Raw genomic sequence first — 12,502 nt, forward strand, 5'->3', positions numbered from 1 at the left:
GCGCTATGGCACTTTGCTCGTCAATAATTCCACTGCATAGCGACCTCCAGGCTGCGCGGCTCCCCCAGGTAATATTGGGTGTTGCTCTGGTGGATGAAACGGGCGTAGAGCTCGTCGGTCAGGTTACGTAGACGCGCGCTGAGCTGCACGTGTTTGTCCGGGTCATGGACAAACAATAGACGGTGTACGAAGGCACCCACGTCGTATTGGCGGTATTGGCGTAGACCGACGATACGTAGCGCACGTCGACCCCAAGTTGCCAGTCAGGAGCCACGTCATAAGTCAGCCAGAGATTGGCTACGCGGTCGGGAATGTTCACCGGATTCTTGCCTTTGCGCGAGAACACAACACCGACGATGGTTTCATTGAACTCGTCGTACTCAGCCCTTACCCAACTGAAGTTACCGGCCGCCAATAGCTTGGGCGTGATCTTGAATGAAGCGGCCAGCTCTATGCCGGTGGAGGTTTGTTGACCCGCTTGTTCGGTGGTGTTGGGCACCGTCGAGGAGGGGACGGAGATGTTCTTGCGCACGATGCGGTAGGCCGCGGCGGTGGCCGAGCCGCGACCGTCAAGAAAATCGAACTTGCTGCCCACCTCGAATTGGCGACCGGTGCTCAAGTCGAAGTCGCTCACCTGGGCAATGGAGGCGCTGGTAAGCGTCCCTCCCGGCGGCTCGGCCGAGGTACCGTATTGGGTATAAAGGCTGACATTCGACGTCAGGTCGTACACCAGGCCCAGGCGTCCCGTGATTGCATCCCAACGCTTGTCGAGCCTGGCCTGCGCCGCATGATCGACGATCTCGAAGTCGATATGGTCATAGCGCAGCGCAGTGATCAGCGCCAGTTGCTCGGTCAGGCGCGTGCGGTTCTCGACGAACGCCGACGAGGTATCGGTCCACGTGCTGCGATCTTTAGTGCGCGGTGCATCCATCCCCGGAATGTCCAGGAAGTGGCCCGGCTCGAAGCCATCTGGATCGATGGTGTCGAAGGCGCCTTTGGACAACGGGTAATTGGTTTGCTGGTTGGTGTTGTAATCCACGCCCAGCGCCCAATCGCTGGCCAGGCCGAACAGTTGAGCCTGGTGAGTCAACTCGATTCGGTCACCGTTGACCTCCTGGTCGTGCCGCTGGCGGTAACCGCCGGAGCGGGCGATGGCGCTGTTGTCGCTGTTATAGCGGTAGACCTCAAGGTTGCGGTAATCGCGCTGGCCATCGTAGTGGTAGAAGGTATTGCGCAACTGGGTATTGTCGTCCAGCTGGTAGTCCGTGATCGAGCGTATCCAGCGGGTGCGCTGCTCGTAGCGGCCATCCTCGACGTTGTAGTTGTTGAAGCGGTTGAGCAGGTTTTGGCACCACCTTATCCTTGAGGCAACAATTCGGCGTTCAGCTCGGCACCTCGCCTTCTGAGTACAGGCGAATGTTTTGTCGTGAAATGAGCCCGGTCCGAAAGACGAGCAACAGTGAGCACACTGCCGAACTGTCTAGCTAATGACTGGAACCGAAAAGCTTCAGTCATTATCGCCCCTAGAAATCTACGGTCACTCCGGTATAAAACGCGCGACCATCACCTGGCGAGTGGAGGGATGCCTGAGCACCGTCCGGGTCGTACCAGACGTATTCGTAATATCGGTTTGTGAGGTTCTTCAGTTGCAGATCGACGCTCACTGACCGCGTTACCTTGTAGGTTGCGCCAAGGTTCATCAGCACGTAGCCGCCATAAGTTCCCTTCGTGTTTTCCCGTTCAAGGTAGTAGTTAGTCTGACCGTTCATCCAGGCGGTCAGCTGTAATGCAGGTGTCGCGTCATAGCTGATGCCCACGTTGTATAGGTGATGCGGGATATGGTCGATTTCCTGACCTTCGCTGTTAGGCAGAGTGGCGCTCGGCTGGAGGATTTTCGAATACTGCCAGGAGTACGCCATCCATATTTCGGTGCGATCGTTTGGGTGCAGGTTCATCTGCAAGTCATAACCCCACCGCCGAGTTTCACCAACGTTGTCTGACTCACCACTCGGGTCGTTCAGCCGGCGACTGACTTCACCTGAAGCCTCTTGCTGCCAATAGGCAACACGCCCGTCCACCCAGTCAGCCGGCGTGAACTTGATTCCGGTTTCCCAGCCTTCGTTGATCGACGGTGCTAGGTCGGTATCCCTGGGCGGAATCTTATAAGCCGCAGCCCCGGTGCCCACTTGAAAGGTACGTCCCCAATTCGCGTAGAAGCTGGCCACATCCCACGGCGAATACACGACGTTGATTTTCGGCTGTTTGATCAACCCGTAGTCGTTGATGTCGTAGTCCATGCCGGTCATCTCATTGGTGAAATCGCCTTGGATCTTGTCGACCCGATAGGCCGGTATGATCTTCAGAGATTCAAGCGGTTTGATCTCGGCCTGGACATAAGCGCCATAGGTATCGAAGTCGAACTGCTGGTCGCGCGTAGTCGCCAGACGCGCACGGTCTTTGGTGCGATAGCGCTCACTTTTGTTTTGCTGCTGTTGTATGTCTGTACCACCTTCCAGGGCGAAATCGTAAAGCCAACTGACTTCCGGGCGCCAAGTCAGAGAGGTGAGCGCCCCATATTGCGTTTCGTAGTTGTCACGCTCCTGCTGCGAGCTCGAACTCCAGTATTGTGTCCAGCGCCTGTCATCGAAGGTGTTGACGTAGCTCTTCGCTGACCAGGCAAGGGTGTCAGCCAGGTCTGTATCGAAATGCAGACTGACCTGGTTCATGCGCCGGGTGCCCTTGTCGGTTGAGTTGAAGCTGTTAGTCATTTCCGGATGATGTCGGGCATCATCCTCAGCCAGATAACCTGGCTCCTGAGCCTCGGTTTCGTAATGACGAGTGACCAATCCGATGCGGTAGCTGCCGTCGTCCGGCATATAGAACCATTTGCCTGACATTGAGAACTTGTCTGCCTCGGCATGATCCCGGTAGCCATCGGATTTTTGATAGGCGAAGAAGTAATTCTGAGTCCAGTTGCTGCTCTCAAAGCCCTTGGCGATTTGGGCTTCCTGAGTATTGAAGCTGCCATAACGCAGCCGCGCCTTGTTGTAGTCGCCACCCGTGCGGGTCAGCATATTGACGTTGCCAGCAATGTTATTCAGTCCATAACGCGCATCACTGGTGCCACGCACCACCTCGATGCTGTCCAGCTCCATGGGGAAAATCATGTCCATGTACGGCATGTTGCCGTCATTGCTGTTGCTCGGAATGCCGTCGATCAGCAATTTGACCGCGTTCACTTCCCCTTCGCCATTGAAGCCTCGAAAGGAGATTTTGCCAGAGGTGGTGCCTTGATTGAACTCGGTCAGCATCACCCCAGGCGCGCGGCTGAACAGCTCCCAACTGTAGTTGACCGGCATCTTTTCAAGGATGTCAGCACCCAGAATATCAACTGAGCTAAGCACGCTACTTGTGCTTAACGGTCCGCTGGCGGAACCTTGAATGCTGACTGCACCCAGGGTCAGGGTCGAACTTTCGACTCTGCTGGCTTCAGCTAATGCCACTGACATCGGGCTCAACGTGAGCACGCCTATTGAAAACAGGGGCCATAGGGGACGGTGCACAGACAAACGCGTTGCGGGGCGCAAAGTAGTTGAAGCAGGCATAGCACGCACTTCCTGATGATCAAGAAACTTTAAGGGCGTTCAGCGTCCATCGCAGGTCGCTAAAGAATTTAAAGATGGCAGCACCGCACTGTTAGCGGTGTTGTGATCAGGCGAAGGGGGAGGCGCGTGGACTCAAGCTGGGCCAACGGATCCGCGGATGCAGCGTCGGCAATTCAGGGTTTTCGAGGGCAGCGTTGGAAGTGTACTGCGGGAGAAAATGCCGGTAGTAGTTGGACGGTAACGCTGCCAATCCTGCATGGCCGCAACAACAGTCGCCATGCTGCATGACAGGTTTCGACTGGGGCAGCTGCAAGGCATCAATCATCTTGCCGAGGTCTGCTGGCAAGGCCCTCAAGTTCCCGCCCGAACAAAAACCACCCCAAAGCATCAGGCGCACGTCCGGCGTCTGCATCGCACGACTCATCGGCATGGCGAACAGATTGAGTAGGACGGCCAGACAGGCAATCCAGGGACGAATGCGTTTCAACGAACCCATAGATGAAATCGCCGCGAAGGGGCGGCTATTTAGCCCGCTTTAATGACTGAAGTAAATTTTACCCGGGTGCGCCATATCGCCTCAGGTCATTGGAGAGGCAGGAGCGAGGCTCCATCCAAACCATGCGCCTGCCCCAACTGGTAAGCTCGGCCACCAATTTGCAGGATGAATGGCTATGTCATTACGCGCGCTTCGAACACTGCTTGCCATTGCCCAATACGGTTCTTTTGTTAGAGCAGCGGACGCCGTGCACCTGACCCAATCAGCTGTCAGCCTTCATGTTCGGTCTTTGGAGGAGGATTTCAATACACGCCTGTTTGACCGCTCACGACGGTTGCCGGTGCTGACGGATGCAGGCCATATTGCCGTTGAGCGCGCGCGAGAAATTCTAGCCCTATACGACGGGATCTCCTCCGAGATTGGAGGCGACACTGAGTTGCGCGGCAGGCTCAGAATCGGTGCCATTCATACAGCGCTGGCGAGCGCCTTGCCCATCGCGTTGTCGGCAATGCGTGCTGAGCATCCTCACCTGCGCATTACTGTTGCGTCGGGAATGTCCGCTGAGTTGGCCACGCGCGTGGAGGCGGGCGAGCTTGACGTTGCGATCACCACGGAGCCGGTGAAGCCACACCCTTATGGCCTGGCAAGCACGGTACTTTACGAGGAAGGGTTCTGGATCATCGCGCCGGTGTCTCATGCGCATGAGGACTTGAAGCTTCTACTCAAAAGCCAGCCGTTCATTCGATTTGATCGTCGCGCCTGGGCAGGTCGAACGATTGAGCGAGAGCTTCGCGCTATGCGGCTGCGCGTGCAGACCAGCATGGAACTGGATAGCCAGGATGCGATTATCCAGATGGTCTCAAGCGGACTGGGCGTATCCATCATTCCACTCTCTGGACATCAAGTCGCAAGCTTGAAAACACTGGCCGTTGGGCCGTTCGGCATGCCTCAAAAAACCAGGCGCGTGGTATTGCTGGAGCGCGAAGATCGTCCCCTTGGGCGACTGGCGGCAGCCCTGGCGAACGCGGTGAAAGCGCATATCTTGCACGATAAACCATGAGTAATACTTGTTGATTGCTGAAGTTTAAAACGTTTTTATTTTGGAGTCCGACCTCTTATCGTGGTCCTCGTACAAGTGAGTTCTTGAGGGCACCATGATCACTGGACCTGCCGTAGACATGCCGCTGATGAGCCGACTGATTGTGGGATGTGAACCGTCGGCACAAAAAACCAAGGCACGCGTATGACCCTTTCCTTGTTGACTGCCTTGTTGCCCATCGCACTACTGATCGTGCTGGGCGCGTGGCTCAAGCGTCGTCAATTTCTGACGGATACTTTTTGGGCACAGGCAGAGCGCCTGGCGTATTACGTGTTGCTGCCTTCTCTTTTCTTTCACGGACTGGCGACCGCCAACCTTGATGGCGTGCCCTTTCAAAGCATGGTTTCGGTGCTCGTATTCTCGACTGTGGTGGTATCGCTAATGTTGTTGGGCGCGAAGTCGCTGATCACCATGGACGATGCTGCGTTCACTTCGGTTTTTCAGGGTGGGATACGTTTCAATAACTACGTAGGCGTGTCGGCAGCCGCGGGCCTGTTCGGTGTGCAGGGTATAGCCCTGGCAGCGGTCGCGAACGCGGCCATAGTGCCCAGCGTGAACATCCTGTGCGTAATGGTATTCGCGAAGTACGGGTCAGCCGGCAGGATGCCATTTAGCAAAGTCCTCAAGCAGTTGGCATTGAACCCACTGATACTCGCGTGCTTCGCCGGCGGATTGATCCAGGTCTCGGGCTGGGGACTGCCTGTCGGTATTGAGCCGATGCTCAAGGCCTTGGGACAAGCGTCACTGCCGCTCGGATTGCTCTGCGTTGGTGCTGCGCTTGAGTTCGGAAGCATAAGACAATGGTTTCGCCCGGTGGGTTACTCGTCGCTGACCAAGTTTATAATCATGCCACTGGTTACGCTTTTGGCGTGCCACCTATTCGAACTTGAAGGAAAGGCCGCGGTTGCAGCACTTCTATTCCAGGCACTGCCCACAGCCTCATCCTCCTACATCATGGCAAGGCAATTAGGGGGAGACGCCCCCCTTATGGCTGGGATCATCGCTTGCCAGACCATGCTGGCAGGATTAGCACTTCCAGCGGTTATCCTCGTGATGGCCCAGTGGGTTTGAGTGTCAAGTGTTTACAAACATTGAGTAAAGTAAGACCGACAAGAAAGCGCCTCTGGTTCGATCGAGTGTGTCAGGTGTTACTCATTGACAAACGAGAGATGAGCAGACCACTTCAGGAAACTTTGCATCTGCCCCCCCTCGAACACCGTACTCCTGTTTGGAAAACGACTTTTGCTGCCGCGACACCGGGTCGAGTTATGAAGCGAGAACATGAGTTGGTGCCGGGCGGCCAAACCCTTCGGGTTGATCGCCTTCACGCGTTAGGCACAGCCCATAATGCGCTGTGCCTAACACAGTTTCATGAGTATTCGATAATCTGCTGGCTACGTAACATATTGAACCTCGCAAAGCCTTCTTCGAGATCGGAGATAAGATCAGATGGATCTTCAAGACCGATATGAAGCCGCACCAGGTGCCCGTCGACTTCCCAAGAGGTCGCACTTCTGACGGGTTTGGGGTCGGCAATCATCGCCAAGCTTTCAAAACCACCCCAAGAGTAACCAATTGAAAACAACGATAGGCTATCCAAAAGTGCATCTGCCGCTACTTGTGTTGAAGGTTTGGTCACGAAGGAGAGTAAACCGGACGCTCCTTTAAAATCCCTCTTCCATAACTGGTGCTGAGGGTGAGATTCTAATGCAGGATAATAAACCGCTTTCACCTCCTCGCGTGTCTCCAACCACTTGGCGACAATCGTAGCGTTTCTGTAATGACGCTCCAGTCGCACATCAAGTGTTCTCATGCCCCGGAGCGCCAGCGTCACGTCATCTGGACTCGCAAATAAGCCCATGCTGAAATGGAATCGTTTGAGGCTGTCCCACGCGCGCTTGGAGGCTGATACGGTGCCAAGAACCGCATCGGAGTGACCGACGATATATTTCGTAGCTGCCATGATGGACAGATCAACACCAAGTTCCAATGAAGGAAAGTAAAGCGGGGTGCCCCAAGTGTTGTCTGCAATAACTAGGATGTCATGATCATGTGCAACCTTGGCTATAGCAGGGAGGTCTTGTATTTCCAAAGTCAAGGAGCCAGGAGATTCGGTATAGATCGCTTTAGTGTTCGGCTTGAGCAAGTCAACGATTCCGGCTCCTATTGTCGGATCGTAAAACGAGACCTCAATCCCCAGCCGTTGACCCACCTGCTCACAAAAAGCCCTTATCGGCGCATACACATTGTCGGCAACTAGCAGATGATCCCCAGTTCCCACGACAGACAGTATGGCAGTCGTGCATGCCGAGAGCCCTGAAGGACAAAGAACCGTGCCTTCCGCTCCCTCCAACTGCTGGAGGGCCTGAGTCAATGCCTCTGTCGAAGGGTTATTCCACCGGCCATACGAATATTTTTGGCGACCCTCGCGCATCGATTCCGATGTAGGAAAAGCTACGGTGGAGCCCCGGTAAACCGGTGTATTCACGAAACCATGATGCTGATTGGGGTTGATAGAAGCATGGGCGAGCAGGGTTTGCACGGTTTTATATTTCTTCATACAGGCTGCCATTTCTTGAGTAGTGGGGGCGTGTCGTTGCGCGTGTCACTGAGATTAAAGTACTAAATTTATTAAATGTCTACCATTTGGTTTGCGTTTAGTAAAAAAGTCTTTAGAAACAGAGAGTTATCCTTGTATTATAAAATCTATTGCATGGCTACCGAGTAGATGGTAGGTTTTTCGTGCCTGATGGTTTCGGCCTTTTCGACCGAAATGTGATGCTTATGGCGCGCGAGGACATTTCTAGAGCGAGGCCTAATAACCGTAATGGTGAAGGCGCGGTGCGCTCTCTTTCTTCTCTTTGAAGCTGGGGAGGAAAGACTTAAGTTTGCAAGGGATAAGAAAAATAACTGCAAATTAATTGTTTGGGTGACACATGAAAAAGAAAAACGTACAGCCCGCTCCAGCCGTTCAGTGTGAAAGCGAATTGAGAGACAGATCGAACTGGCTTGACTCTCATGAAAGTGGCTACTCAAAACACCTAAAAAAACGCCATGTGCAGATGATGGCACTCGGCGGAGCTATCGGCACTGGGTTGTTCTTGGGAGCAGGGGCCAGACTTCAAATTGCCGGGCCTGCACTTGCGGTGGTGTATTTAGTGTGTGGAGTTTTCGCCTTTTTCATACTAAGAGCATTGGGTGAGCTGGTTATGCACCGCCCTAGCAGCGGGAGTTTTGTATCTTATACTAGAGAGTTTATGGGGGAGCGCGCCTCCTTTGTAGCGGGCTGGATGTACTTCTTGGTTTGGGCACTAACGGGTGTAGTTGACATAACAGCGATTGCGATATACATGAAATACTGGAGCGTTTTTTCGGACGTTCCACAGTGGATATTCGCGCTTAGCGCCTTGGGCGTTGTGACATTGATGAACATGGTTGGTGTCAAATGGTTTGGTGAAATGGAGTTTTGGTTTGCTGTTATTAAGGTGGCAGCTATCAGCATTTTTTTGATTGTCGGCTCGTTTTTTTTTGCAACTGGCCACGAGGTGGCGGGGCACATCCCGGGTCTGCATTTGATCTCGGATAATGGAGGTGTTTTTCCCCATGGCTTTCTGCCGGCGATTATTATCGTGCAAGGCGTAATTTTTGCTTATGCGAGTATAGAGTTGGTGGGAACCGCTGCTGGTGAGACGGCAGATGCCAAAAGGGTCATCCCTAAAGCAATCAATGGCGTGGTTTGGAGAATAGGGCTTTTTTACGTAGGCTCGGTATTCTTGCTAGTCACTGTATTGCCGTGGACGGCCTACAGCGCTAATGTCAGCCCTTTCGTGACGTTCTTTGAAGCGCTCGGCATTCCTGGAATTGGCTCCGTTATGAATATCGTTGTAATGACTGCCGCACTCTCTAGTCTGAACTCAGGCTTGTACGCAACGGGGCGGGTACTGAGATCGCTAGCCATGGGAGGATCTGCCCCCAAGATGTTTAAACGTATGAGCACCCAAGGGGTTCCCTATATGGGGATCTTAGTGACAATGGGGATCAACGTATTTGGCGTGCTATTGAATTTTCTAATTCCGTCCCAGCTATTTGAGCTGCTGCTTAATCTAGTTTCTCTGGGGATCCTTTCCACTTGGGCATTCATTGTACTTTCTCAAATAATGTATCGTCGTGCGGTGAAGAGAGGTGAAGCCGAGATGGTCTCGTTTAGAATGCCAGGTGCTCCGTTTACTTCTTGGCTGACCCTGGGTTTCTTGCTCGTAGTGCTGGTGCTATTGGGTTTCGATTATCCTAATGGAACATATACTGTTTTATCTATACCGGTAGTCGCTGGAGCTCTAATGCTGGGTTGGGCAAAGGCCGTCCGTTCCAAAGCCGTGCGCTCGGAAAAAATAGAGAACAGTTCGAGCCATGTAGGAGTATAGCTTAATGCCAATGAGAGCACGGTTTATGACGTGCTTTCATCGCTTTAAGTTGAATCGTGGCTGTAAAGCAGTTAATATGCGTGTGTCAATAATGCAAGGTAAGATTTATGAGTACTCGTTCTGACCTTTTAACCACTGCCGAGCTGTTGCTGCGTACCAAAGGGTACGCTGCATTTAGCTATGCCGATTTGGCTGACGAAATTGGTATAAAAAAGGCGAGTATTCATCATCACTTTCCTACAAAGGAAGGGCTTGGAATTGCCGTTATTGATAGCTATCTTTTTAGGTTTGTGAAGAGTCTAGAATTGATAAATGAAGAGAGTACCGACACGATCGTTCGGTTGAGAGAGTTTTCTAAGCTGTTTATTGATAGCTCAAAAAATGGAATGCTACCCTTATGTGGTGCGCTCGCTGCCGAACTTTCTGCTCTGCCGGACAGTCTTAAGGATTTGACTAGGAGGTTTTTTGAAATCCATATTGCTTGGTTGGAAAATAATCTCGCATTGGGTCAATCTGAAAAGGTTATAAAGGCGGATCTTAATCCCAGAACAGTTTCACGGGCGATATTGAGCTTGCTTGAGGGTAGCAGTTTTGTATCTTGGGCGCTCAATGATACAGTTGTTGATCAGTCTGGGTTTGATTTGATATTGAATAGTATTGTCGTTTCGTAATATACACTGAGAATCAGATTACCAAAATCAGTAGGAAGCCTTTCACGTTGTGTTTGCCCATCTTATTAGGTGGGCTTCATATTTCTACCCCCTCTGCAGTCCACCTCAACAGCTGATCTAATCCCACAAATAGGTTTTCTGTTCGCACACACCTTCCAAGCGTTTCTCCGCCTGTCAGATCGGACAGGCGGTACTTCGCCATAAGCTACGTTTAATTAGGGATAGGAGCTGATCGCACCGTTAGCACGTGGGAGGTGGGGTACCAGGTCAAAGAATTTTATTGCTAGCAAACCTACTAATAGGTAGGATTGCTGTGCGTAACATTTATCCAGCCAAAAAATGCGTTCAATAGAGGGTTTTTTAATGACAACTAATCTGAATGGTATTGATGTCGTAGCTCTGCAGCAGTTTGCTCAAGGTGTTGCGGAGGATGCGAATAAGCGTCACGCGAGCTTCAACGTCAATACCCAGTGGAAAGGCCAGACGCGCTCTGTGGCGAAAGTCAGCCGTTACAGCTTAGCCGGTGAAACCTATTCGCGTGATTTCGAAATCGTCGCCGATGAGCCAATTGAACTGTTAGGTCAGAACTCGGCGCCAAATCCTCAAGAGCTGCTGATGGCCGCGCTGAACGCCTGTATGGCGGTAGGTTACGCAGCTAACGCAGCCATGATGGGCATTAAAATCCACAGTCTGGAAATTGAGACCGACGGCACTCTCGATTTGCGTGGTTTTCTGGGCATCGACGAGAGCGTAAACCCAGGGTACGACCAAGTGCGGGTCGTAATCCGTCTTCACACCGATGCACCTCTTGAGCGTGTAGAAGAACTGCACAAAAATGTAATTAAAACATCAGTTAATTACGCGAATTTCTCCAAAGCCATCCGCATGGTGCCAACCCTCGAGGTTCGTGAGGACTGATAATTATCAGATCTTTCATCTTTACAACCTTGAGAGCGCCAGTAGGCAAGGCCTACTGGCGTTGCTACCTTTGCTATTGTAATTGAGCGCGTTGCTTTCTGTTTTTAAACGGTTTTTGAACTTTGCTCAATGGGTAGCAGCGTTTTTTATTTATTTTAATATAGAGGGGTGTATGAGCGCTATTTCGAAAAAGTTTGTAGTGGATATTTGGTCTGATTTCGTCTGTCCTTGGTGTTGGGTCGCCAAGCGTCGTTTTGAGAATGCGCTTGAGGACTTTCCGTACAAAGACGATGTTCAGGTAAACGTGAGAGCGTATCGTCTTGCCCCTAACCATACTGCTGAGCCTATGGTGAGAGCCCTTAAAGTCAAATTAGGTAGTTCAACCGCTGCTTTGAATATGATGAGTGCGGTAAAGCAATATGGCCAATCTTCAGGGCTTGATTACCGTTTTGAAACCATGATGTTTGGTGACACCGCGGATGCGCATGTCCTCGTCAAAGCGATTGACGATGAAGTATTGAAGACGCACTTGGTGGAGGCGCTCTATGAGCAAAGTACTACCCAGGGTAAGTCACTATTTGACCGAGGTAGTTTAGAGTCGATTGCAAAATCTGTAGGTGTTTCTGATGAGTCGATTCGACTCGCGTGGTCATCTAATGAATTGTTTCACCGGATGCAGGAAGACGAGCGTGCTATGGGCCAATTTCACTCGGGCGTCCCGTTTTTTGTTTTCAATAGTTCATTTTCTATTTCGGGGGCTCAGCCTCAAGAGATCTTTTCTCAAGCACTCAATCAAATGTATTTCGAACCAAGTGACGAACATGAGTCGTCCAGCAGTCAAGTTTGCGGGCTTGATGGATGTAATTAATACCAGAGATGCTTCGGCACTGTTGGTGCCGCAATTTCTGGGTTTGGAATGATGTTGTGGGTGAAGTGCAGATGAGCCGTATTGTAGACGTGAAAGCCGGAGAGTTCGCCCGATTCGTTGCAAAAGGTAACTGCGCTGTGCTGTTTTCGGCGTCCTGGTGCAAGCCCTGTCAAGAAATGAAACCGGTTTTTAATGAGCTGGCAGAAAAGCTGCAGTCGCGCGCCGCATTCGGGAAGATTGATGTGGCTGTTTCGCCCACGATCTCCCAGATGCATGGTGTCCGGTCGGTTCCATCCTTGGCGATTTTCTACGAAGGGCGATTACGTTTGGTTTTGGCTGGCTCTCGATCGGCTGCCGCGTTGAAGAAAGCAGTCTTAGCTGACTTAAAGGATGTTCTGTAGGTCGGACTAAAATTTCGATGCGC

General features: G+C 51.9%; 10 protein-coding genes and 2 pseudogenes. 8 read left to right on the forward strand and 4 right to left on the reverse strand.

Going from position 1 to position 12,502, the window contains the following annotated elements; translation table 11 throughout:
• Positions 1 to 20 precede the first annotated feature (20 nt).
• Positions 21 to 1,336, reverse strand: a pseudogene (locus tag BW979_RS14180) (TonB-dependent receptor); the annotation flags it as partial.
• A gap of 2 nt (positions 1,337 to 1,338) precedes the next feature.
• On the opposite strand from BW979_RS14180, the pseudogene BW979_RS27805 reads away from it, so the two are divergent.
• Positions 1,339 to 1,488: pseudogene (locus BW979_RS27805) on the forward strand (GlxA family transcriptional regulator); the annotation flags it as partial.
• Between the two features lie 35 nt (positions 1,489 to 1,523).
• Here BW979_RS27805 and BW979_RS14185 read toward each other — a convergent pair.
• Positions 1,524 to 3,509, reverse strand: a complete 1,986-nt coding sequence (locus BW979_RS14185) for a TonB-dependent receptor (protein ID WP_038436690.1) — start codon at positions 3,507 to 3,509, stop codon at positions 1,524 to 1,526.
• 202 nt (positions 3,510 to 3,711) lie between these two features.
• A complete protein-coding gene (locus BW979_RS14190) occupies positions 3,712 to 4,101 on the reverse strand; it encodes a DUF2946 domain-containing protein (protein ID WP_054069742.1) in 390 nt (129 codons plus the stop codon).
• Positions 4,102 to 4,276: 175 nt separating this feature from the next.
• On the opposite strand from BW979_RS14190, the gene BW979_RS14195 reads away from it, so the two are divergent.
• On the forward strand, positions 4,277 to 5,161 hold the full coding sequence (locus BW979_RS14195) for a LysR family transcriptional regulator (protein ID WP_054069741.1): 885 nt from the start codon (positions 4,277 to 4,279) through the stop codon (positions 5,159 to 5,161).
• A 183-nt stretch (positions 5,162 to 5,344) separates the two neighbouring features.
• Positions 5,345 to 6,271 (forward strand): AEC family transporter, encoded by a 927-nt coding sequence (locus tag BW979_RS14200; RefSeq protein WP_025214441.1) that lies wholly within the window; start codon positions 5,345 to 5,347, stop codon positions 6,269 to 6,271.
• 298 nt (positions 6,272 to 6,569) lie between these two features.
• On the opposite strand, the gene metC is transcribed toward BW979_RS14200, so the two are convergent.
• Positions 6,570 to 7,760, reverse strand: a complete 1,191-nt coding sequence (metC, locus tag BW979_RS14205; RefSeq protein ID WP_025214440.1) for a cystathionine beta-lyase — start codon at positions 7,758 to 7,760, stop codon at positions 6,570 to 6,572.
• Positions 7,761 to 8,136: 376 nt separating this feature from the next.
• Between metC and BW979_RS14210 the strand changes: the two genes are divergently transcribed.
• The 5 genes from BW979_RS14210 to BW979_RS14230 all read left to right on the forward strand — a co-directional run bounded on the left by BW979_RS14210 (position 8,137) and on the right by BW979_RS14230 (position 12,479).
• Positions 8,137 to 9,621, forward strand: coding sequence for an amino acid permease (locus BW979_RS14210; RefSeq protein ID WP_025214439.1), 1,485 nt, complete (start codon positions 8,137 to 8,139; stop codon positions 9,619 to 9,621).
• A gap of 107 nt (positions 9,622 to 9,728) precedes the next feature.
• Positions 9,729 to 10,292: a TetR/AcrR family transcriptional regulator gene (locus tag BW979_RS14215; protein ID WP_025214438.1), complete on the forward strand. Its 564-nt coding sequence runs from the start codon at positions 9,729 to 9,731 to the stop codon at positions 10,290 to 10,292.
• A gap of 363 nt (positions 10,293 to 10,655) precedes the next feature.
• Positions 10,656 to 11,210: an OsmC family protein gene (locus BW979_RS14220; RefSeq protein WP_025214437.1), complete on the forward strand. Its 555-nt coding sequence runs from the start codon at positions 10,656 to 10,658 to the stop codon at positions 11,208 to 11,210.
• A 172-nt stretch (positions 11,211 to 11,382) separates the two neighbouring features.
• Positions 11,383 to 12,078 (forward strand): DsbA family oxidoreductase, encoded by a 696-nt coding sequence (locus BW979_RS14225; RefSeq protein WP_076384065.1) that lies wholly within the window; start codon positions 11,383 to 11,385, stop codon positions 12,076 to 12,078.
• Positions 12,079 to 12,149: 71 nt separating this feature from the next.
• Entirely contained in the window at positions 12,150 to 12,479 is a 330-nt protein-coding gene (locus tag BW979_RS14230; protein WP_054069743.1) for a thioredoxin family protein, read from the forward strand.
• Positions 12,480 to 12,502: the final 23 nt, after the last annotated feature.

It is taken from the genome of Pseudomonas sp. A214 (genome assembly GCF_900156295.1).
GTDB lineage: Bacteria > Pseudomonadota > Gammaproteobacteria > Pseudomonadales > Pseudomonadaceae > Aquipseudomonas > Aquipseudomonas rhizophila.

Coding starts and splice junctions, on each gene's coding strand:
- BW979_RS14220 (WP_025214437.1), top strand. CDS start 10,656: ATGACAACTAATCTGAATGGTATTGATGTCGTAGCTCTGCAGCAGTTT.
- BW979_RS14225 (WP_076384065.1), top strand. CDS start 11,383: ATGAGCGCTATTTCGAAAAAGTTTGTAGTGGATATTTGGTCTGATTTC.
- BW979_RS14190 (WP_054069742.1), bottom strand. CDS start 4,101: ATGGGTTCGTTGAAACGCATTCGTCCCTGGATTGCCTGTCTGGCCGTC.
- BW979_RS14185 (WP_038436690.1), bottom strand. CDS start 3,509: ATGTCAGTGGCATTAGCTGAAGCCAGCAGAGTCGAAAGTTCGACCCTG.
- BW979_RS14200 (WP_025214441.1), top strand. CDS start 5,345: ATGACCCTTTCCTTGTTGACTGCCTTGTTGCCCATCGCACTACTGATC.
- BW979_RS14195 (WP_054069741.1), top strand. CDS start 4,277: ATGTCATTACGCGCGCTTCGAACACTGCTTGCCATTGCCCAATACGGT.
- BW979_RS14210 (WP_025214439.1), top strand. CDS start 8,137: ATGAAAAAGAAAAACGTACAGCCCGCTCCAGCCGTTCAGTGTGAAAGC.
- BW979_RS14230 (WP_054069743.1), top strand. CDS start 12,150: ATGAGCCGTATTGTAGACGTGAAAGCCGGAGAGTTCGCCCGATTCGTT.
- BW979_RS14215 (WP_025214438.1), top strand. CDS start 9,729: ATGAGTACTCGTTCTGACCTTTTAACCACTGCCGAGCTGTTGCTGCGT.
- metC (WP_025214440.1), bottom strand. CDS start 7,760: ATGAAGAAATATAAAACCGTGCAAACCCTGCTCGCCCATGCTTCTATC.